18 protein-coding genes and 1 pseudogene are annotated in these 22,157 nt (G+C 59.8%); 17 read left to right on the top strand and 2 right to left on the bottom strand.

Annotated features, from left to right (window positions below; genetic code table 11):
* Positions 1 to 309: 309 nt before the first annotated feature.
* From gltB to gspM, 16 genes and pseudogenes are all read left to right on the top strand, one after another.
* Positions 310 to 4,752: pseudogene (gene gltB, locus ABH909_RS01495) on the top strand (glutamate synthase large subunit); the annotation flags it as partial.
* A gap of 130 nt (positions 4,753 to 4,882) precedes the next feature.
* The gene (locus ABH909_RS01490) at positions 4,883 to 6,301 is read left to right on the top strand and encodes an FAD-dependent oxidoreductase (RefSeq protein WP_095633480.1); all 1,419 of its coding nucleotides are present in this window, start codon (positions 4,883 to 4,885) and stop codon (positions 6,299 to 6,301) included.
* Between the two features lie 181 nt (positions 6,302 to 6,482).
* The gene (gene hemE / locus ABH909_RS01485; protein WP_237883736.1) at positions 6,483 to 7,550 is read left to right on the top strand and encodes a uroporphyrinogen decarboxylase; all 1,068 of its coding nucleotides are present in this window, start codon (positions 6,483 to 6,485) and stop codon (positions 7,548 to 7,550) included.
* Positions 7,551 to 7,841: 291 nt separating this feature from the next.
* Positions 7,842 to 9,308: an N-acetylglucosamine-binding protein GbpA gene (gene gbpA, locus ABH909_RS01480; RefSeq protein WP_429429963.1), complete on the top strand. Its 1,467-nt coding sequence runs from the start codon at positions 7,842 to 7,844 to the stop codon at positions 9,306 to 9,308.
* Between the two features lie 77 nt (positions 9,309 to 9,385).
* Complete coding sequence (locus ABH909_RS01475; RefSeq protein ID WP_429429961.1) at positions 9,386 to 9,928, top strand: cytochrome b; 543 nt, start codon at positions 9,386 to 9,388, stop codon at positions 9,926 to 9,928.
* Entirely contained in the window at positions 9,925 to 10,434 is a 510-nt protein-coding gene (locus tag ABH909_RS01470; protein ID WP_429429959.1) for a hypothetical protein, read from the top strand. The genes ABH909_RS01475 and ABH909_RS01470 overlap by 4 nt, the downstream gene beginning before the upstream one ends.
* Before the next feature lie 7 nt (positions 10,435 to 10,441).
* Positions 10,442 to 12,331, top strand: a complete 1,890-nt coding sequence (gene gspD, locus ABH909_RS01465; RefSeq protein WP_429429957.1) for a type II secretion system secretin GspD — start codon at positions 10,442 to 10,444, stop codon at positions 12,329 to 12,331.
* Positions 12,328 to 13,809, top strand: coding sequence for a type II secretion system ATPase GspE (gspE, locus tag ABH909_RS01460; protein ID WP_429429955.1), 1,482 nt, complete (start codon positions 12,328 to 12,330; stop codon positions 13,807 to 13,809). Before gspD ends, gspE begins: the two co-directional genes overlap by 4 nt.
* Positions 13,810 to 13,812: 3 nt before the next feature.
* Positions 13,813 to 15,021 carry a type II secretion system inner membrane protein GspF gene (gspF, locus tag ABH909_RS01455; protein ID WP_429429954.1) on the top strand — a complete coding sequence of 403 codons (1,209 nt, stop codon included), beginning with the start codon at positions 13,813 to 13,815 and terminating at the stop codon, positions 15,019 to 15,021.
* Between the two features lie 2 nt (positions 15,022 to 15,023).
* Entirely contained in the window at positions 15,024 to 15,479 is a 456-nt protein-coding gene (gene gspG, locus ABH909_RS01450; protein WP_429429952.1) for a type II secretion system major pseudopilin GspG, read from the top strand.
* A gap of 3 nt (positions 15,480 to 15,482) precedes the next feature.
* Entirely contained in the window at positions 15,483 to 15,950 is a 468-nt protein-coding gene (gspH, locus tag ABH909_RS01445; protein ID WP_429429950.1) for a type II secretion system minor pseudopilin GspH, read from the top strand.
* Complete coding sequence (gspI, locus tag ABH909_RS01440) at positions 15,943 to 16,326, top strand: type II secretion system minor pseudopilin GspI (RefSeq protein ID WP_429429948.1); 384 nt, start codon at positions 15,943 to 15,945, stop codon at positions 16,324 to 16,326. Before gspH ends, gspI begins: the two co-directional genes overlap by 8 nt.
* Positions 16,319 to 16,861, top strand: a complete 543-nt coding sequence (locus ABH909_RS01435; RefSeq protein ID WP_429429946.1) for a type II secretion system protein GspJ — start codon at positions 16,319 to 16,321, stop codon at positions 16,859 to 16,861. Before gspI ends, ABH909_RS01435 begins: the two co-directional genes overlap by 8 nt.
* Positions 16,858 to 17,709 carry a type II secretion system protein GspK gene (locus tag ABH909_RS01430; RefSeq protein ID WP_429429944.1) on the top strand — a complete coding sequence of 284 codons (852 nt, stop codon included), beginning with the start codon at positions 16,858 to 16,860 and terminating at the stop codon, positions 17,707 to 17,709. Before ABH909_RS01435 ends, ABH909_RS01430 begins: the two co-directional genes overlap by 4 nt.
* Complete coding sequence (gene gspL, locus ABH909_RS01425) at positions 17,706 to 18,812, top strand: type II secretion system protein GspL (RefSeq protein WP_429429942.1); 1,107 nt, start codon at positions 17,706 to 17,708, stop codon at positions 18,810 to 18,812. The genes ABH909_RS01430 and gspL overlap by 4 nt, the downstream gene beginning before the upstream one ends.
* Positions 18,809 to 19,240, top strand: coding sequence for a type II secretion system protein GspM (gspM, locus tag ABH909_RS01420; protein WP_429429940.1), 432 nt, complete (start codon positions 18,809 to 18,811; stop codon positions 19,238 to 19,240). The genes gspL and gspM overlap by 4 nt, the downstream gene beginning before the upstream one ends.
* Here gspM and ABH909_RS01415 read toward each other — a convergent pair.
* Positions 19,233 to 20,480 carry an MFS transporter gene (locus ABH909_RS01415; RefSeq protein WP_429439712.1) on the bottom strand — a complete coding sequence of 416 codons (1,248 nt, stop codon included), beginning with the start codon at positions 20,478 to 20,480 and terminating at the stop codon, positions 19,233 to 19,235. The two genes, gspM and ABH909_RS01415, sit on opposite strands and share 8 nt — an antisense overlap.
* Positions 20,481 to 20,632: 152 nt before the next feature.
* Between ABH909_RS01415 and ABH909_RS01410 the strand changes: the two genes are divergently transcribed.
* Positions 20,633 to 21,529 (top strand): LysR substrate-binding domain-containing protein, encoded by an 897-nt coding sequence (locus ABH909_RS01410; protein WP_429429938.1) that lies wholly within the window; start codon positions 20,633 to 20,635, stop codon positions 21,527 to 21,529.
* A gap of 164 nt (positions 21,530 to 21,693) precedes the next feature.
* On the opposite strand, the gene ABH909_RS01405 is transcribed toward ABH909_RS01410, so the two are convergent.
* Entirely contained in the window at positions 21,694 to 22,140 is a 447-nt protein-coding gene (locus tag ABH909_RS01405) for an excinuclease (RefSeq protein ID WP_429429936.1), read from the bottom strand.
* Positions 22,141 to 22,157: the final 17 nt, after the last annotated feature.

Genomic DNA, 22,157 nt, shown 5'->3' with positions numbered 1-22,157 from the left:
AAATTTCTGCAAGCGCATGCCGATCTCTACAGACCGCGTGCCTTGCGGTGTCTGCGTCACAGTGGTCTTTGAGTCGTTGCGGTCAAAATTAAAAAAGTTTTGACTAGCACAGCATATCGCTTTAAACCTTTCACAAATGCGACATAGATTTGCGACAGTTCGTCGTCAAATTTGTGAGCCTCAGTGTCGGTGTGTACAATGACCTCCCTTTTGCCCCCGCAAAGCTGGCGTACGTTCGGCGTGGATGGTAACTGGCTGAATTGAAAAGAAATTTGCCTCGATAAGAGGCAGCCTGGTGAGAAAGTGTCTATGAAAGCAGGTCTGTACCAACCAGATGAATTCAAGGATAACTGCGGTTTCGGCCTGATAGCCCATATGCAGGGCGAGCCCAGTCATACCCTTTTGCAAACGGCCATTGAGGCCCTGACCTGCATGACCCACCGCGGTGGGATCAACGCCGACGGCAAGACCGGTGACGGTTGCGGTCTGCTGATTCAAAAGCCGGATGTATTCCTGCGTGCAATTACCCAGGAAACCTTCGGCGTCGAACTGCCCAAGCAATATGCCGTGGGCATGGTTTTTTTCAACCAGGACCCGGTCAAAGCCGAAGCCGCTCGCGAGAACATGAACCGCGAGATCCTGGCCGAAGGCCTGCAACTGGTCGGCTGGCGCAAAGTGCCGATCGACACCAGCGTCCTCGGCCGCCTGGCCCTCGAGCGCCTGCCGCAGATCGAACAAGTGTTCATCGCCGGTGAAGGCCTGAGCGATCAGGACATGGCGATCAAGCTGTTCAGCGCCCGTCGTCGTTCGTCCGTGGCCAACGCCGCCGACGTCGATCACTACATCTGCAGCTTTTCCCACAAGACCATCATTTATAAAGGCCTGATGATGCCGGCGGACTTGACCGCCTTCTATCCAGACCTCAGCGACCAGCGCCTGCAAACCGCAATCTGCGTGTTCCACCAGCGCTTCTCCACCAACACCTTGCCGAAATGGCCGCTGGCTCAGCCGTTCCGCTTCCTCGCCCACAACGGCGAGATCAACACCATCACCGGCAACCGCAACTGGGCTCAGGCCCGTCGCACCAAGTTCACCAATGATCTGATGGATCTGGAAGAACTCGGCCCGCTGGTGAATCGCGTAGGTTCCGACTCCTCCAGCATGGACAACATGCTCGAGTTGATGGTCACCGGTGGCATCGACCTGTTCCGTGGCGTGCGGATGATCATTCCGCCTGCGTGGCAGAACGTCGAAACCATGGACCCGGATCTGCGTGCATTCTACGAATACAACTCGATGCACATGGAACCGTGGGACGGCCCGGCCGGCGTGGTAATGACTGACGGTCGTTACGCGGTGTGCCTGCTCGACCGTAACGGTCTGCGTCCTGCGCGTTGGGTCACCACCAAGAACGGCTTCATTACCCTGGCCTCGGAAATCGGTGTCTGGAACTACCAGCCTGAAGACGTGATTGCCAAGGGCCGCGTTGGCCCTGGCCAGATCTTTGCCGTGGACACCGAAACCGGCCAGATCCTCGACACCGACGCCATCGACAACCGTTTGAAGTCCCGCCATCCGTACAAGCAATGGCTGCGCAAGAATGCCCTGCGCATCCAGGCGACCATGGAAGACAACGACCATGGTTCGGCGTTCTACGATGTTGATCAGCTCAAGCAGTACATGAAGATGTATCAGGTCACGTTCGAAGAGCGTGACCAGGTGCTGCGTCCGCTCGGCGAACAAGGCTATGAAGCCGTTGGCTCGATGGGCGACGATACGCCGATGGCCGTGCTGTCCCAGCGTGTGCGTACGCCGTACGACTATTTCCGTCAGCAGTTCGCGCAGGTCACCAACCCGCCGATCGACCCGCTGCGTGAAGCCATCGTCATGTCGCTGGAAATCTGCCTCGGTGCCGAGCGCAACATTTTCCAGGAGTCGCCGGAACACGCCTCACGCGTGATTCTCAGCTCGCCGGTCATTTCCCCGGCCAAGTGGCGCTCGCTGATGAACCTCGATCGTCCGGGCTTCGAACGCCAGGTCATCGACCTCAACTACGACGAGAGCGTTGGCCTCGAAGCCGCAGTGCGCAATGTTGCCGATCAGGCTGAAGAAGCCGTTCGCGCCGGTCGTACCCAGATCGTGCTGAGTGACCGTCACATTGCCCCGGGCAAGTTGCCGATCCACGCTTCGCTCGCCACCGGTGCGGTGCATCACCGCCTGACCGAAAAAGGCCTGCGGTGCGACTCCAACATCCTGGTGGAAACTGCTACCGCTCGCGATCCGCATCACTTTGCGGTACTGATCGGTTTCGGTGCTTCGGCGGTCTATCCGTTCCTGGCTTACGAAGTACTGGGCGACCTGATCCGCACCGGTGAAGTGCTGGGCGACCTCTATGAGGTGTTCAAGAACTACCGTAAAGGCATCACCAAAGGCCTGCTGAAGATCCTGTCGAAGATGGGCATCTCCACCATCGCGTCCTATCGCGGTGCGCAACTGTTCGAGGCGATCGGCCTGTCCGAAGAAGTCTGCGACCTGAGCTTCCGTGGTGTGCCAAGCCGCATCAAGGGCGCGCGTTTCGTCGACATCGAAGCCGAGCAGAAAGCTTTGGCGGCCGAAGCCTGGAGCCCGCGCAAGCCGATCCAGCAAGGCGGTCTGCTGAAGTTCGTCCATGGTGGCGAATATCACGCCTACAACCCGGACGTGGTCAGCACCCTGCAAGCCGCTGTGCAGCAGGGCGACTACAGCAAGTTCAAGGAATACACGGCGCTGGTGGACAACCGTCCGGTGTCGATGATCCGCGATCTGTTCAAGGTCAAGACCCTGGATACGCCGCTGGACATCAGCGAGATCGAGCCGTTGGAGTCGGTGCTCAAGCGCTTTGACTCCGCGGGCATCTCTTTGGGCGCATTGTCGCCGGAAGCTCACGAAGCCTTGGCCGAAGCCATGAACCGCCTCGGTGCGCGGTCCAACTCCGGCGAAGGCGGCGAAGACCCGGCGCGCTACGGCACCATCAAGAGCTCGAAAATCAAGCAGGTCGCCACCGGTCGTTTCGGTGTGACCCCGGAATACCTGGTCAACGCTGAAGTGCTGCAGATCAAGGTCGCTCAGGGCGCCAAGCCCGGCGAAGGCGGTCAGCTGCCAGGTGGCAAGGTCAACGGTCTGATCGCCAAACTGCGTTACGCAGTGCCGGGCGTGACCCTGATCTCGCCTCCGCCGCACCACGACATCTACTCGATCGAAGACTTGTCGCAGCTGATTTTCGACCTGAAACAAGTCAACCCGAAGGCGCTGGTCTCGGTGAAGCTGGTGGCAGAAGCCGGCGTCGGCACCATCGCTGCCGGTGTGGCCAAGGCCTACGCGGACTTGATCACCATCTCCGGCTACGACGGCGGTACTGGTGCATCGCCACTGACCTCGATCAAATACGCGGGCGCACCGTGGGAACTCGGCCTGGCCGAAACCCACCAGACCCTGCGCGGCAACGACCTGCGCGGCAAGGTCCGGGTGCAGACCGACGGCGGTCTGAAAACCGGCCTCGACGTGATCAAGGCGGCGATTCTCGGCGCTGAAAGCTTCGGCTTCGGCACCGCGCCAATGATCGCCCTGGGCTGCAAGTACCTGCGTATTTGCCACCTGAACAACTGCGCCACCGGCGTCGCGACTCAAAACGAGAAGCTGCGCAAGGATCACTACATCGGTACCGTCGACATGGTGGTGAATTTCTTCACCTACGTTGCCGAAGAAACCCGTGAGTGGCTGGCCAAGCTGGGCGTGCGCTCCCTCGAAGAGCTGATCGGCCGTACCGATCTACTGGAAATCCTCGAAGGCCAGACCGCAAAGCAGAACCACCTGGATCTGACCCCGTTGCTGGGCAGCGATCACATCCCGGCAGACAAGCCTCAGTTCTGTCAGGTCGACCGCAACCCGCCGTTCGACAAAGGACTGCTGGCCGAGAAAATGGTCGACCTGGCCACTTCGGCCATCAACGACATGAGCGGCGCCGATTTCGCCCTAGACATCTGCAACTGCGACCGTTCCATCGGCGCACGGATTTCCGGTGAAATTGCTCGCAAACATGGCAACCAGGGCATGGCCAACGCGCCGATCACTTTCCGCTTCAAAGGCACGGCGGGTCAGAGCTTCGGTGTGTGGAACGCCGGCGGCCTGAACATGTACCTGGAAGGCGATGCCAACGACTACGTCGGCAAGGGCATGACCGGCGGCAAGCTGGTCATCGTTCCGCCGAAGGGCAGTATCTACAAGACTCAGGACAGCGCCATTATCGGCAACACCTGCCTGTATGGCGCCACCGGCGGCAAGCTGTTCGCCGCCGGTACCGCGGGCGAGCGTTTCGCGGTGCGTAACTCCGGTGCTCACACCGTCGTGGAAGGCACTGGCGATCACTGCTGCGAGTACATGACCGGTGGTTTCGTCTGCGTGTTGGGCAAGACCGGTTACAACTTCGGCTCCGGCATGACCGGCGGTTTCGCCTACGTGCTCGACCAGGACAACACCTTCGTTGACCGGGTCAACCACGAACTGGTGGAAATCCAGCGGATCAGCGGTGAGGCGATGGAAGCCTATCGCAGCCACTTGCAACGCGTGCTGAACGAATACGTCGAGGAAACCGACAGCGAGTGGGGTCGTAACCTCGCTGAAAACCTCGATGACTATTTGCGTCGTTTCTGGCTCGTCAAACCTAAGGCGGCGAGCCTGAAAACATTGCTCTCCAGTACTCGTGCCAGTCCACAAGTAACGACGCAGCGGCAAGTCGCAAGCTTCAAGCGGCAAGCTCAATGCAGTGCGCGGTGTGCCGGATTAATGTGATTTTCTTGCAGCTTGAAGCTTATAGCTTGAAGCTGTCGTGTAAGAGGTTTTGAAGATGGGCGAACGTCTCAACAACGACTTCCAATTCATCGATGTCGGGCGCAAAGATCCGAAGAAGAAACTGTTGCGTCAACGCAAGAAAGAGTTCGTGGAAATCTACGAACCCTTCAAACCCCAGCAGTCGGCCGACCAGGCCCACCGCTGCCTGGGTTGCGGTAACCCGTATTGCGAATGGAAGTGCCCGGTGCACAACTTCATTCCCAACTGGCTGAAACTGGTGGCCGAGGGCAACATCCTGCAGGCCGCCGAGCTGTCGCACCAGACCAACACCCTGCCGGAAGTCTGCGGCCGGGTGTGTCCTCAGGATCGTCTGTGTGAGGGTGCGTGCACCCTCAACGACGGCTTTGGTGCGGTGACCATCGGCTCGGTCGAGAAGTACATCACCGACACCGCGTTCGCCATGGGCTGGCGCCCGGACATGTCCAAGGTCAAACCGACCGGCAAGCGTGTCGCGGTAATCGGCGCGGGTCCTGCCGGCCTGGGTTGTGCCGACGTGTTGGTACGTGGCGGCGTGACCCCGGTGGTGTTCGACAAGAACCCGGAAATCGGCGGTCTGCTGACCTTCGGCATCCCCGAGTTCAAGCTGGAAAAGACCGTGCTGAGCAATCGCCGCGAAGTCTTCACCGGCATGGGCATCGAGTTCCGCCTGAACACCGAAATCGGCAAAGACGTGACCATCGAGCAACTGCTCGAAGAATACGATGCCGTGTTCATGGGCATGGGCACCTACACTTACATGAAAGGCGGTTTTGCCGGTGAGGATCTGCCGGGCGTGTATGACGCACTGGACTTCCTGATCGCCAACGTCAACCGCAACCTGGGCTTTGAAAAGTCGCCGGAAGATTTCGTCGACATGAAAGGCAAGAAGGTCGTGGTGCTGGGTGGTGGCGATACAGCGATGGACTGCAACCGTACTTCGATTCGCCAGGGCGCCAAGTCGGTGACCTGTGCCTATCGTCGCGACGAAGCGAACATGCCGGGCTCGCGCAAAGAGGTGAAGAACGCCAAGGAAGAAGGCGTGAAATTCCTCTACAACCGCCAGCCGATCGCGATCGTCGGTGAAGATCGTGTTGAAGGGGTGAAGGTGGTCGAGACCCGTCTCGGCGAACCGGACGCCCGTGGCCGTCGCAGCCCCGAGCCGATCCCGGGTTCCGAAGAGATCATCCCGGCCGACGCCGTGGTCATCGCCTTCGGCTTCCGTCCAAGCCCGGCATCGTGGTTCGAGCAGTTTGACATCCAGACCGACAGCCAGGGCCGCGTCGTGGCACCGGAACAAGGCCAATACAAGCACCAGACCAGCAACCCGAAAATCTTCGCCGGTGGCGATATGGTGCGCGGTTCCGACCTGGTGGTAACGGCGATCTTCGAAGGCCGCAATGCGGCTGAAGGGATCCTGGATTACCTGGGGGTCTGAAGACCTCAGCTTCAAGCTACAAGTTGCAAGCTACAAGCCACGGCGCTTGCGGCTTGTAGCTTGAAACTTGCAGCTGCTCCCCCTGCGACCAATTGACCCGATAGACAAAAGGAGCGGCTCTTGCCGTGCCTTTTGCGCCCGGCTCTGAGAAAATGCCCGCACTTTTTTTCCGGATGCCGACATGACTGCCCTGAAGAACGACCGTTTCCTTCGCGCCCTGCTCAAGCAACCCGTAGACGTCACCCCTGTGTGGATGATGCGTCAGGCCGGTCGCTACCTGCCTGAATACCGCGCCAGCCGTGCCAAGGCCGGTGACTTCATGAGCCTGTGCATGAACCCGGCGTTCGCTTGCGAAGTCACGATGCAGCCGCTCGACCGCTATCCGCAACTGGACGCGGCGATCCTGTTCTCCGACATCCTCACCATTCCCGATGCCATGGGCCAAGGCCTGTACTTCGAAACCGGTGAAGGTCCGCGCTTCAAGAAAGTCATCAGCACCCTGGCCGATATCGAAGCCCTGCCGATTCCTGATCCGCACAAAGACCTCGGTTACGTCATGGACGCGGTCAGCACCATCCGTCGCGAACTGAACGGCCGCGTGCCGCTGATCGGCTTCTCCGGCAGCCCATGGACGTTGGCGACCTACATGGTCGAAGGCGGCTCGTCGAAAGACTTCCGCAAGACCAAAGCCATGCTCTACGACAACCCGCAAGCCATGCATTTGCTGCTGGATAAACTCGCGCAGTCGGTCACCTCGTACCTCAACGGCCAGATCATGGCCGGCGCGCAAGCGGTGCAGATCTTCGACACCTGGGGCGGTAACCTTTCCGCGGCGGCTTACCAGGAATTCTCCCTGGCCTACATGCGTAAAATCGTCAGTGGCCTGATCCGCGAGCACGAAGGGCGTAAAGTGCCGGTCATCCTGTTCACCAAGAACGGTGGCCTGTGGCTGGAAAGCATTGCCGACGCTGGCGCCGACGCATTGGGCCTGGATTGGACCTGTGACATTGGCGAAGCCCGCCAACGCGTCGGCAGCAAAGTCGCCCTGCAAGGCAACATGGACCCGACCGTCCTTTACGCCAAGCCAGAAGCCATCCGCGCCGAAGTTGGTCGCATTCTCGCCAGCTACGGCAAGGGCAGCGGCCACGTGTTCAACCTCGGTCATGGCATCACCCCGGAAGTTGACCCCGAACATGCTGGCGCCTTCCTGCGTGCGGTGCATGAACTGTCGGCGCAGTATCACGAGTAACGCAGATTGCAATAATCAAAAGCCTGCCCGGCGTGAAGTCGGGCAGGCTTTTTTGTTCTTGTTGAAATAGTGTCCATTTAAAGATTACTGCCTGTAAGAATGTTTTCTCTCCTTGTCAGATAAGTGAAGACAGAGATTAATCCTCAGGTCAGTGATGACTTGTCCTACATAGAACTGTGCTTCATCCCGGTAAGGTTCCAGACCTTCGTTCGGTGTACCGCCGAACGAGATTACGAACATTGGCGCCAGTAAACGCGCCCTAATTTCGATAAGCAGTCTGGAATACATATCATGAAAAATACCTTTTATAAGGGAGGTGCATTAACCGCGTGTACTTCCTCAATGATCCTGTTATCGGCAATGTTGGCGTCTCAGAGTGTTTCCGCACACGGGTATCTGGAAGTGCCCCCCTCGCGTGCGCTGCTTTGCCAGAAAGGCTTGAATACCAACTGTGGCGGCGCGCAATACGAACCACAAAGTGTTGGCGAAACCTTCAAGGGTTTTCCGGCCGGTAATGGCGGCGCTCCTCTTCAGGGACCGGTCGACGGCAAGATTGCCAGTGGCGGTCACTCGTTGTTCTCCGCTATGGATGCTCAGTCCGCCACCCGTTGGCATTTGTCGGAAATCAAGGATCGCAACATCGATTTCCAATGGCGTTACACCGCTGTTCACCCTGCGACCAAGCATGAGTATTTCATCTCTCGCAACGGCTGGAATCCGAACGAAGCGCTGAAACGCGCCACCTTCGAAAGCACGCCGTTCTGCACCATCGACGGCGGTAATCAAAAGCCCGAATCCGGTGCCAAACACAACTGCAACATCCCGGCCGACAAGTCCGGCCAGCATGTGATCCTGGCGATCTGGACGGTCGGCGACACCGACGCGGCCTTTTACAATGCGACCGATGTGAACATCATCGCGGAAGCGCAATTGCCTGGTGGCTGGTCGTCTGTCGGCGGCATCGCTGCGTCGACTCAATTACTGGTCGGTGACAAGGTGAAGGCTCGTGCATTCACCGCTAACGGCGAGAGCGCGGAATACAGCGTTGATATCTCCATCGATACCGCCGAAGACGGTTTGCCAAACAACTGGGCATTCAAGCTGGCAGAGAAAATCAACAAGATTCACACGCTGATCCGTGCAGGCATTCGTGATGAAAGCGGCACCATCGAACCGGTACGGGGCAACAACACCCTGTACGCTCAAAAAGAAAGTGGCGTCGTGCGTTACGAAGTACAGCTGGCGATGCAAGAGGACGCTGCAGCTCGCATGTCCGTCGCGTCCCAGCAACCCGAATACGTGCTGGAAAAAGGCCGGGCCAAGGTCGAGTTCGGCATGATCTCCAACCGCAAAATGAACGTCGAAGCGACCTTGTTCGATGAGCACAACAAACCGGTTGGCTCGACAACGGCCCAGGTGGACAGCGGCTCGACATGGCTGGCCATGGACGTGCGCAGCAATCCCGGCAAGCACACCCTGACACTGGTGGGTACCACGCTGGATGGCCGTACTACGCGCCAGGACACCCAGCCCACCAACATGACCGGTGAAGGTGTCGGTATCGAATACGATTTCGTATTTCCTGAAGGCCTGAGCGAATACACCGCCGGCACCAAAGTGCTGCAACCGAAGACCAACGAAGTCTACGAGTGCAAGCCATTCCCCGCGTCCGGTTACTGCAAGCAATACAGCCCGACCGCCAATGGATTCGAGCCTGGCAACGGTGAACATTGGCACATGGCCTGGAACAAGCTTTAAGTCCTCTCAGTAACACTTCAGGCGATCTGTAACGGATCGCCTGAAGCTCATTTGCTGTTTGAAAGTCGAGTTGAAAAATGTCCGTTATGGGTTACTCCAGGCAGCGTGTATGGCTGCACTGGTTATCGGCGGCTGTGATCATCTGGACGCTGGCGTCGGGATTTTATGTGGCCTGTGTCGAAATGCCTGTTCGCGTGAGTGAGTGGGTCGCCTTCATGAACGTCTCGCTGACGACGGTGTTCATTCCGTTTTTTGCCTGGCGTCTGTTTATTTTTGGGGTTCACGCCCGCTCCACGAGCGTGAGCACTTTGTCGTTGATGGAAAAGCTCGCACTGTTCGCCCATACGCTGATTTACATCGCCGTGACAGTCGTGCTGGTAACCGGTGTGTTGATGATGGATCGCCCGATTGATGTCTTCGGTGTGTTCGAGATTGCGCAGCCACTGGCTGATCCTGTGCTCATCTCCCGATTTGTCACGATTCACATCGGCTCATCCCTGGTCCTTTTGCTGCTGATCGTGATGCATGTCGGCGCGGTGATTGTCCACGAGGCATGCGGCCACCGCGTTCTGCGGCGAATGTCCTTGTGCAGCCTTGTTCGAAGTGAACGACTCGAGTGAGTACGCGCTTTTGCAAGCTCTGCCTGTTGGTGATCTGCGCCGGCTACGGAGGTTTTTTGTCGTGGCAAGAGTCGGCTTTTCGCAAAAGCCTTGCTGCGCCATTGTCATTCGCCGCGACGGACACGACAGCATCGCCCCGTGAGCCTCTCGATACGACTGCGGTCGCAACGGTGCTTGGTCTGGTGGCTGAAACCACGTTGCTGCCCAGCGCCGAGCCGCTGACTTTGCACGCCAGTTTTGTCGTCGGCACCGGACTGTCCAGAGCGTTACTGGCAGGCACTCAAGGCTCGCGGATATACCAGGTCGGCGACTCGTTGCCGGGTGGCAGCGTGCTGCGCCGCGTCGAGGCGAATCAAGCGGTGTTGTGGAACAAGGGGCGAGAAGAGGTGTTGACGCTGCAAACGCCCGTATCGCGTTTCCTGCGTCGCTTCGGCGCATCAGCCGAGGCGCCGACACCCGCGAAGTCTACGCATTTCCTACGCTCGCTCCCCGGGCAGTCAGAGTGATCAACCTATGAACGGCTCCCTCCGCGCACCTATGTTGCGCCCCCTGCTTTTTCTTGCTGCTTTCGCGACAGTGTTCTTTCATGACGTGTTGCGCAGCGAGGAAGAAAAATGGCAACTGGCGATGAACAACGCGGAACTGCGCGACATCGTCGAAGAAATTTCCACCATTCTCGGCACCACGGTCGTGCTCGATCCCAGAGTCACCGGGCGTGTCACGGTCATGTCCCGTCAGGCCCTCGACCGTGAGGGTGTTCGCCGGTTGTTTTATTCGGTGTTGGATGCGCACAACTTCACCGTGATCGACGAGGGCGACCGCATCCTCATTACGCCAGTCGCCGAAGCCAAAACCCGCGCCGGTCAGGGCGTTGCAAAAAATGCCACGGCGTCGCAATTCATCACTCAGGTCATCGCGCTGAACACCAGCAGCGCGTCCGACATTGCCGGGCTGGTGCGGCCATTGGTATCGGTCAACGGTTATGTCGGCCCGTCGGTGTCGGCCAATGCACTGGTCGTCACCGATACCGCTGCCAATGTAAACCGTATCTCTCAAGTCATTCGGCAACTGGACGCCGGTCAGAACAACCGGCATGCCGTGGTGCAAATGCAACACGCGCAGGGCAAACGCAACGCCGATACGGCGATTCAAGTGTTGGCCGACGCCAGAACCAATCGACTGATTCTCATCGGTCCACCGTCAGTGCGCCAACGCCTGGTCGATCTCGCTCGCAGCCTCGATACGCCCGGTACCGCTTCCCTCGACAATGCCCGGGTGATTCGCCTGCGTCATAGCGACGCCAAGCAAATGGCTGAAGTGGAAGCGATGGGCCAAGGCAGAAAACAGGCTGCCGCCCTCAGCGGCGCCAAGGACCCTTCGGCCAACACCACGTTCATGATCAAGGCCGACGAGAGCCAAAATGCGCTGGTGGTAATTGCCGAACCGGCGCAAATCCGCACCATCGAAAACATCGTGCGCCAATTGGACCAGCCTCGGGCGCAGGTGCTGATCCACGCCGCCATTGTCGAAATCTCCGGAGACATTGCCGAAGCCGTGGGTGTGCAGTGGGGCGTCAGCAGCGGCGACGCGAAAGGCTTCATCAACTTTCCCGGCACCGACATTCCGATCATCGGCGGGCTGACCTTCGACGAGAAAAAATCAGCGCCGGAAGGAGCGGTGCTGCAACTGGGCAGTGACCGCTTCGGCGCGTTGATTTCGGCATTGGCGAGCAATACGCGAAGCAATCTGCTGTCCACGCCAAGCCTGCTGACCCTGGATAATCAGGAAGCAGAAATCATCGTTGGCCAGAACGTCCCGTTCAAGACCGGCTCCTACGCCACCAACAGCAACGGCGCGGACAATCCGTTTACCACCGTCGAGCGCAAAGACGTGGGTATCAGCCTGAAGATCAAGCCCTATATCAACGAAGGTTCGACGTTACGCCTGGAGGTCGAACAGGAGGTTTCGGACATCGCACCCTCTGTGTCAGGTATTGACTCCTCGGACCTGATCACCAATAAACGTGCGCTCAAAAGCACCATCCTCGCAGACGACGGCGAGATCATTGTGATCGGCGGCCTGATCCGCGACAGCGTACGTACTCAGCAAAGCGGCGTACCGCTGCTGCGCGACATTCCTTACCTGGGTGCGCTGTTTCGCTGGACCCGGGATACGCAAACCAAAAGCAATCTGATGGTCTTTTTGCGGCCCACAATTGTCCGCAGCAAAGAAGACCTGGCCGACGTGAGCCATCAGCGTTACGACGCGCTGCGCGAGTTGAGCAAGCCTGGCGCGCGGGGCAACAATTCGCTGCTTCTGCCTGCTGAGGCGCGCCAGTTGTTCGATTCGGAGCCTACTGCACCGGTGTTCGATTTACGCAAGCGAGCACCGGTAACGCCATGAGCCGATCGAGCGAAATTCCCGAGTTGTTGCCCTTCGGTTTCGCCCGGCGTTTCGGCGTGCTGCTGGAGCGCGAAGGTGCCGATTTCAACCTTTCGCTGCGTGCTGATACATCGCTCACGGTATTGTCCGAAGCGCGCCGGGTGTGCGGTCGGGACCTGCCGATGCGGATTCTGGAACCGGCCGAATTCGCCGCGCGTCTGGCCGCCGCTTACCGTGAAGGTCAGAGCGCGGCGCAACAGGTTGCCCAAGGGCTGGACGAAGAACTGGACCTGCTGAGTCTGGTGGATCAGGTGCCGCAAACTGCCGACCTGCTAGAGCAACAGGGTGATGCGCCGATCATCCGGCTGATCAACGCATTACTCAGCGAAGCGGTGCGCGAGCACGCCTCGGACGTGCACCTGGAAACGTTCGAACAGTATTTGTCGGTGCGCATGCGGGTCGACGGGCAACTGCGAGAAATGCTCAGGCCCCGGCGCGAACTGGCGACCCTGCTGGTGTCGCGCATCAAGGTCATGGCGCGTCTGGACATCGCCGAAAAACGTGTCCCTCAGGACGGGCGAATGGCCCTGCGACTGGCCGGCCATGAAGTCGATGTACGGGTTTCGACATTGCCCTCGGCGCACGGTGAACGGGTAGTGCTGCGGCTGCTCGACAAGCAGGCCGGACGCCTGGAGCTACAGCGATTGGGCATGCCGGATGAAACCCTTGCGTCGCTACGCCAATTGCTCGGCAAACCTCACGGTATTCTGCTGGTGACTGGCCCCACCGGCTCCGGCAAAACCACCAGTCTTTACGCTGCGCTGAGCAGCCTGAATGACCACACTCGCAACATTCTCACCGTCGAAGATCCCATCGAATATCACCTGCCGGGTGTTGGCCAGATGCCGGTCAACCCGAAAGTCGACATGACGTTTGCTCGGGGTCTGCGGGCGATCTTGCGTCAGGACCCGGACGTGGTGATGGTCGGTGAAATCCGTGATCGCGAGACGGCGGAGATCGCCGTTCAGGCATCGCTGACCGGGCATCTGGTGCTCTCGACGTTGCATACCAACAGCGCGGTGGGCGCCGTGACGCGGCTGGTGGATATGGGGGTCGATGCCTACCTGTTGGCGTCGTCGCTGGTGGGCATTCTGGCTCAACGATTACTGCGCACGTTGTGCCCCCATTGCAAGGTGGCGTATAGCGCCGATGCCGCGACGTGTCAGCGCCTCGGGCTCGATCCTGCGGCGTTGCACCAATTGTTTAAGGCAGTGGGTTGTGAGCACTGTCAACACGGTTATCGCGGACGCATCGGCATCTACGAACTGATCAGCGTGACACCGGCCGTGTCGACGCTGATTCATCAAGGTGTCGGCGAACAGGCGTTGATCGAGGAGGCACGCAAGCTGTCACGCAGTCTGTTTCAGGATGGTCGGCAACGGGTGCTGGACGGCGTGACCAGCCTTGATGAGTTGCTGCGCGTGATACAGGAGGACTAGCGCATGCCGACGTTTGATTACCGTGCTGACGATGCCCGGGGCCGACGTTGCAAGGGACGGCTGGAAGCCGATGGCCCGCGTCATGCCCGGCAACTCCTGCGTGAGCGGAGTTTGTGGCCTCGCGAATTGAACGAGGTCAGGACCGGAGGCGACGCCGGGACGCAGCCTCGTGGCGGACGCTTGGGTGCCGGCGACCTGGCGCTGCTGACGTTGCAACTGTCCACCCTCGTTCAGGCCGGCTTGCCCCTTGAGGAAGCCCTCGACGCGGTGGCGAAACAGAGTGCCAGGCGAAAGGTTGCCGGTCTGTTGTCGGCCGTCAGGAGCCGGGTGATGGAGGGGCATGCCCTGTCAACGGCGCTGGGTCTGTTTCCCAAAGCGTTCCCTGAATTGTTTCGCGCCACCGTTGCGGCCGGCGAACGATCCGGGCACCTGGGACATGTGCTGGAGCAACTGGCGGCTTACACCCAGGCCCGTCAGGCATCGCGGCAGAAAATCCAGATGGCCCTGGTTTACCCGCTGATCCTGATGTTTGCCAGCGTGGCGATCGTCGGGTTTCTGCTGGGTTATGTGGTGCCGGACGTGGTGAAAATCTTCGTCGACAGCGGCCAGCCATTGCCCTGGCTGACCCGGGCGCTGATCGGTTTGAGCGATGGGCTGCGTAGTCACTTCCTACCGTTGGCGGGCGTGATGGCAGCGCTGATCGGTCTGTGGCGCTGGAGTCTGCGCCAACCGCTCTGGCGCCTGCGCTGGCATCGACTGGCGTTGAACATGCCGGTAGCGGGCGAGGTGTTACGGGCGATGGAAGCTGCACGATTTGCCAGCACCCTGGCGATCCTCGGCAAAAGTGCGGTGCCCCTGGTGGACGCGCTGGAAATCGCTGCCGCCGTCATCGGCAACCTGACCATTCGTGCGCGCATGGTCGATGTCGCCCGCTCGGTCCGCGAAGGTGGAACGCTGACCCGTGGCCTGGAACTCAGCGGCGACATCCCGCCGATGATGCTGCACATGATTGCCAGCGGCGAACGCGCCGGCGAACTCGATCGCATGCTGGTGCGAGCGGCCGAGCAACAGGAAAACAGCCTGGCGGCGCGCATCGCACTGGTCGTGAGCCTTTTCGAACCGGCCGTGCTGGTGCTGATGGGCGGTGTCGTGCTGCTGATCGTGATGGCCATCCTCCTACCGATTCTCAGCCTCAACCAATTGGTGAATTGATCATGCAATCCTTATGCAACAGCAAACCTGCCGCCCAACGCGGTTTTACCCTGATCGAAATCATGGTGGTGGTGGTCATCATCGGCGTATTGGGGGCCATCGTGGTGCCGCAGTTCATGAGCCGGCCCGATCAGGCCAAAGTCACCGCCGCCAAAATAGACATCCAGGCCATTACCACCGCCCTGGAAATATACCGCCTCGATAACTTCCATTACCCCTCGACGCAGCAAGGGCTGGAAGCGTTGAGCAAGCGGCCGTCGGGCATGCCGGCGGCGAGAAACTGGAACCCTCAGGGTTATTTGAAAAACCTGCCCGTTGACCCCTGGGGCACGCCTTATCAGTTCCTCAATCCCGGCGTGCAATCGATTGACGGCAGCTACGACCTGTATTCCCTGGGCTCCGATGGCGCAATAGGAGGCGAAGGGCATGCGGCCGATATCGGCAACTGGAGCGACTGACTCATGCGGCGACGGTGCCAGGGGTTTACCTTGCTTGAGTTGATGATTGTGATCGTCCTGATTGGCGTGTTGCTGGGCATGGTCAGCTTCGCCACCGGCCCGAACCCGGCGCGCCAGGCCCGGCACGAAGTGCACGGTTTCATCAGTGTGATTCAACATTTGCGTGAGCGGGCGGTGCTCGATGGCGATGAGTTCGGCATACGGCTGAGTAACGCCGGCTATCGCGCGATGCGGCTCACTGCTTACGGCTGGGAGCCGATGGCGGCGCTGCACCCATGGCCCGATAACCTGCGGCTGCGGCTTGAGCAGGACGGGCATGCCTTGGTCCTGGGGGCTGACGAAGGACCGCCGCAGCTGCTGATGTTCAGCAGTGACGAAACCAGCCCCTTCACGCTGACGTTCGCGACCGCTGGCCGGATGTCGCTGAGCCTGTCGAGCGACGGCCTCGGCGAGGTGCTGATCGATGACTAAGGGAGCGTCGACGTCACGCATGCGCGGCTTCACTTTGCTGGAAATCATGGTGGCCCTGGCGGTCTTCTCGACGCTGGCGGCGGCGGTAATGTCCGCGAGCCAATACGTGGTGAAGCAGACCGGTGCGGTCGAAGAGCGACTCTTCGCTGCGTGGCTGGCAGACAACCTTCTGAATGAACTGCGCCTGCAACCCGTGTTGACCGTCGGCCAGCAACAGCGAGTCGTGCAGATGGATCGCCGCGATTGGTTGCTGCGTCAGCACATCAGCGCTTCGACCGAACCGCGTCTGCTGCAAGTCGAGGTTGACGTGAGCCTTTCCGGTCGCGAGCAAACCCTCCACCGCGCCAGTGGCTGGATACCTGATCGCCATGATTAAACAGGCCGGGTTCACCCTGCTCGAATTGGTGATCGCCCTGGCGATATTTACCTTACTGGGTCTGGCCAGTTGGGGGCTGTTTGATAGCGTGATACGCGTACAGCAGAGCAAAACGGCGCACGAACGAGCGTTCAGAAGCCTGCAACGGGCGGTGGCGGTGATCGAGCGGGATCTGCTGCACGTCACTGAACAGCCTGTCGTGCTTCAACAAGCGGTACTGCAATTGCAGCGCAGCCACTGGCGCAATCCGCTGGATCAACCTCGCAGCGAACGACAGACACTGACGTATCGACTCGACAACGGCGCGCTATGGCGTGAAAGCCAGGGCGAAGGCTCTCAGACTGTGCAGCGGCAAAAGCTACTGGCCGAGGTCCGGGACTTGAGCTGGCGACTGTCCGACGCGCAGTCCGGCTGGCGCAACGATTGGCCGTCCGGTCGTGATGTGAAGGCGCCCAAGGCCGTGGAACTGCAAGTGTCGGTGGGCCGCTTCCAAGAGATTCGTCGGGTGTTGCTGTTGCCGGGCGCGTTGCCATGAACGGGCGTCAACGCGGCATCGCACTGATCAGTGTGTTGCTGGTCATGAGCCTGGCACTGCTGATCACCAGCGGTTTGCTGCGCAGCCATCGCCTGTCGCTGCAAAGCAGCGGGCAAGCGTTGCAGCACGTCCACTTGCGCCAACTCGCGGTTGCCGGGGAAACCTGGGCGCTGTTGCGCTTGCAGGAGACTGCGCAGGGCACGCAAAAAACCGTCGACCTGACCCAGGAATGGGCACGGGCTACACCTGACTTGGACGTTGAAGACGCGCAACTGCGCGTCGATATCGAAGACCTTGCCGGACGGTTCAACCTTAATTTGATGTTGGGTCAGGGGCAGATCGATCAGGTCACCCGCAACCGGTGGGAACGCTTGCTTGGCGTGCTTGATCTCGCGCCGCTGGAACTGAGTCAGGTCGGTGCATTACAAGAACTGAGCCAGTTGCGCTTGCTGCCGGGTGTTGACGGTCGGGTGTTGCGTCAACTGGAGCCCTGGGTCGCGTTGTTGCCTGCAGACGCCGCGCTAAACATCAACACCGCGCCGGCGCTGGTACTGAGGGTGCTTGATGGCGTGGAGGCGACGATGGCCGACACTCTAATCCAGCAGCGTTCGACCGCGCCATGGACCAGCGTTCAGGCCTTCACTCAGGATCCGCTGCTGTCCGGCTCAGGCCTGAGCGGTCACGGCCTGGGCACCAGCAGCCGCTGGTTCCGAATCACGGTGCAGGTCATCCAGGGGCGCAGCCGTCTGCGGCTGGCCACTGATGTCCAACGCGACCTCGACACCCATCAATTCACCCTTGTGCAACGACGTCTTCTTCCTTCGAGTACCCCCGAGATGCCGCGATGAACCACTGGCTTTACCTGACCGCCGAGGGTCTGGTCACAGCGTCGACCGATTGGCCTTGCTGCGTATGGTCCTCAACCGGGCAACGACAGCTCATGCCATTGAGCCAGGCCGCGCAGGCATTGAATGGGCAGGCGGTTGATCTGCTGTTACCCATGGAATTGTGCAGTTGGGTGCGCAGTGATCCGTGGCCTTCCAGGCGCCACCCCGGCGCGCAAGCCATCGCGTTTGCCGTGGAAGATCAACTGAGCGAACCGCTGGAAAAGCTGCACCTGAGCATCGGTGCACGCGACCGGGAGGGCCGCTATCCGGTGATGGTGGTGGCTCGTGAGTGCTTGGTCACGGTGCTCGCGCGGCTGGCCGAATCGGGCATTGAAGTCCGTTCAGTGTATGTCGATGCCGATGTGTTGCCCGGGTCTCGGCCGATGGCTGTCCAATGGTTCGGTCGATGGTTGTTGGGCGGCGCAATGCCGGCCCGCATGGCAATGCCGAATGACGGGTTGACGCTGCTCGGATCGACCTTGCCCGTGGAAACTCAATGGATCGATGAGCGCCAGAATGCGCTTAATGTCGATCACTGCCTGACGCTGCGTCCCTCGCAGGCCATCAACCTGTTGCAAGGTGAATTCGCCCCGCGCAGCAAACGCCTGCCCTGGCATTTCGGCGCAATGGCTTTGCTGATGCTGGCCCTGCTGACGTGGGGCGCCAGCGCTACGCGCGTGCATTTTCTCGAGAGTGAAACACGCCGGCTGTACAGCCAGAACGAGCAGCGATTCAAGGCGCTTTACCCTGACCAGAGCCGCATCGTCGATCTGGCGACACAGGTCAAAGTGTTGCAAAGCCAAACCGCTGAATCAGAAAACACGCGTATCGCCGATCTGGTGAATCTGATCGAACAGGTCATCGGCGCGAGCTCTGTCGAAGTGCGTCGCATCGAATATCGCGCGGGCGACGGTTGGAAAATCCAGTTGACCGCCAACAGTTTCGCCGAGCTTGAGCAATTGCGTGAGCGCGGGCGACAGCAAGGTGTGGCGCTCAGGCTCGACAACGCAAGCAAAGAGCGCAACCGCGTGCAGGCAACGCTGGCTGTAGAGGACAACCTATGAAAACCGCATGGCAACGCCTATCCATTCGCGAACAACGTCTGTTGCTGGGCATGGGCGCATTTTTACTCGCCGTCGTAGCGTTCAGCCTGATCTGGCAGCCGACACGCCAACGCCTGGAAACCGTCGAGCGCGAGTATCAGCAGCAACTGGCCCTGACTGCACAGCTGCAACGCGCACAACCCCGACGCATCGCGCGCGTTGTCACGGATCAGCCCTTGTCTCTGCGAGTCAGCGAAAGCACCACCGCGGCGGGGCTCGAATTGCAACAGATGGAAGCCGACAACGACCTCTTGCGCCTGACCCTCAGCGGCAATGCAAAGGCGCTGCTGCAATGGCTCGACCACGCCGAGCGCGAAGGCGCCGCACTGCAATCGCTGACATTGGAAAAACGCGATGTGGTCCTTGAGGCGCGGGTGGTGCTCAGGTAGTTGAGCCGCTACCCGGCAGTAATGGAAGACGAGCCAGTTTCAACGCAATCAACAGCGCCACCACCAACAACCCACCAATAAACAGCCCGATCCCATTCCATCCACCCAAGTGCCAGGCCACGCCACCCGCCGTACCCGCGATACTCGACCCGGCGTAATAGCTGAACAGGTACAGCGACGACGCCTGTCCTCTGGCCTTGATAGCACGACGGCCAATCCAGCTACTGGCCACCGAATGCGCGCCGAAGAAGCCGAAGGTAAAAATCAGCATGCCGATGATCACCACCGATAACGGCGTGAGCAGGGTCAGGGCGAGGCCAGCGATCATCAGCACAATAGTTGCCCACAGCACTTTGCGCCGGCCGAGCTGGTCGGCCAGGGCGCCGATTTTCGCCGAGCTATAGATACCCGACAGGTACACCACCGAGAGCAACCCGACGAAAGCCTGGTCCATGTGGTACGGCTCGGCCAGCAGGCGATAACCGATGTAGTTGAACAGCGTGACGAACGCACCCATCAGCACGAACGCCTCAAGGAACAGCAGTGGTAGGCCGGCATCGCGAAAGTGCATGGTGAAGCCGTCGAGCAGGCTGCGCGGATGCAACGAGCGGGCGCGGAAATTGCGCGACTCGGGAAGGATCTTCCAGAACAGCGCTGCGGCTATCAGCGCCAGGCCGCCGATGACCAGCATCGCCGTGTGCCAGCTGACGAAGTCGATCAATACCCCGACGATCAATCGTCCACTCATGCCGCCGATGGCGTTGCCGGCGATGTACAAACCCATGGCCAGACCAAGGTGCTGCGGATGAATCTCTTCGCTCAGGTAAGTCATCGCCACCGCCGCCAGACCGCTTAACGACAGCCCCACCAGCGCCCGCATCACCAGCACGCCTTGCCAGCTTGGAATCATTGCGCTGGCCATGGTGCAAAGAGCGGCGGCGAACAGCGCGGCGACCATCACCGATTTACGCCCGATGCGATCAGAGAGGGGGCCGGTGATCAGCAAGCCGATGGCGAGCATGCCGGTGGCGACCGACAGGATCAGGCTGCTCTGCGCAGCATTGATGGAAAATTCACGGGAAAGCAGCGGCATCATCGGCTGCACGCAATACAGCAGGGCAAAGGTCGCGAAACCGCCCGAGAACAGCGCCAGCACCGTGCGCATGAACAACGGCGTACCTTTTTCGATATGGATCTCGCTCCGCTCGGCGACGATATCGTCCGGGATCGTGGGCGGAATTTCATGGGCGAGTGGGGCGACAGCAGTTTTCACTTCGGACCTCGGAGGGGCGCAGCCGGTCAGGCAATGAAAAAATCATATAGCTGGCTAATGATTCAATCCAATATATTGTTCGACCTGTTTGATAGGTTAAACGACCTAATGGAGTTTTCATGGAATTGCGCCACCTGCGCTACTTCATTGCCGTCGCCGAAGAACTGCATTTCGGCCGCGCCGCTCAAGTCTTGGGCATTTCCCAACCGCCGCTGAGCCAGCAGATTCAGGCGCTGGAGCAAGAGGTCGGCGCGCGGCTTTTCGAACGAACCAATCGTCGGGTCGAACTCAGTGAGGCGGGGCGGTTGTTTCTGGAAGAGGCGCGGTTGGTGCTGGCTCAGGTCGACAAAGCGGCCGATGTGGCACGGCGGGCACAACTCGGTGAATTGGGTGAACTGAAGATCGGCTTCACCTCGTCGGCACCGTTCAACACCACCATTCCCCAGGCGATCTTTTCGTTTCGCCAGCGCTTCCCGGCGGTGCATCTCAACCTGCGGGAAATGAGCAGCACCCAGGTCGCCGATGCGTTGGTGGATGAGTCGATTGAAGTCGGGATCATGCGGCCGCTTGGGCTGCCGGACTCGCTCAGCGTAGTGGAATTGATGCGTGAGCCACTGGTGGCTGTGCTCAGCTCCAAGCATCCGCTGGTGAATGGCAGCGAAGAAGGTTTATTCCTCTCGGCGCTAGCCCTCGAACCATTCGTATTTTTCCCGCGCAGCTATGGCAGTGGTTTGTATGCACAGCTGCTCAGCCTGGCGCGGGATGCCGGTTTCAGCCCGCACTTCGCGCAAGAGGCTGGCGAGGCAATGACCATTATCGGATTGGTGGCGGCAGGTCTGGGAGTGTCGGTGTTGCCGGCGTCGTATCAGCGGATGCGTATTGATGGTGTTGTCTATCGGCCTTTGCTTGACCCGGAAGCGGTGTCGGCGGTGTGGCTGGTGCAGCGCAAGGATCAGAAGTCGCCGATGGCCAAGGCGTTTGTGGAGTTGTTGACGCGTAAGGTTGAAGGAATGTGATAAGCCTTTAAAAGATCGCAGCCTGCGGCAGCTCCTACGCCGATCTCTGTAGGAGCTGCCGCAGGCTGCGATCTTTTGATCCTAAGGTTCAACGCACTGCGCCAGCCCCCAAGCATCAACGCAATCGGTGACCTGAGTGTGTCGCGGCTAATCCGCGCCAGGCGTTACTGAACCTTCGCCAAATCCCCTTTCAACGCAACGCCCGCCATGAGCGCCCCAGCGTGGCACTCATAGGTCTTGGCATCCTTACGCTCATTTTTCTTGTAGTAACTGACGATGTTGGTCACGGCGTTGGCGCCGGCGTTTTTCGCTGCCTGGTGCAGGCTGATGATTGCCGATTGCGCGACCCATTCGCAGGCCACTTCGTCAGACTTGTTGAAGGCGTTGGTTTTCTTGTTGGTTACAGCGCCGGCGCTGAGGACGGTGACGTTGCCAGTCGGTGTATTGCCTGCCAGGTAGAACTTCACGCTGCCATCGATTTTGCCGGCGCGGGTGGCTTCGGCGACTGCTTTGTCAAAAGGTAGATACACCGAGGTGTCACGGGCCTGGCTGATGCTCGGCAACGCGCAGATCAGCAGGGCGGTAGCGGCAGCGAGTTTCTTGAAGTGCATGAAGGTCTCCTTGACCC

It is taken from the genome of Pseudomonas sp. BS3782 TE3695 (genome assembly GCF_050435305.1).
Lineage (GTDB): Bacteria > Pseudomonadota > Gammaproteobacteria > Pseudomonadales > Pseudomonadaceae > Aquipseudomonas.
The sequence above is the reverse complement of the archived record's forward strand: the minus strand, read 5'-3'. Positions and strand labels throughout refer to the sequence as shown.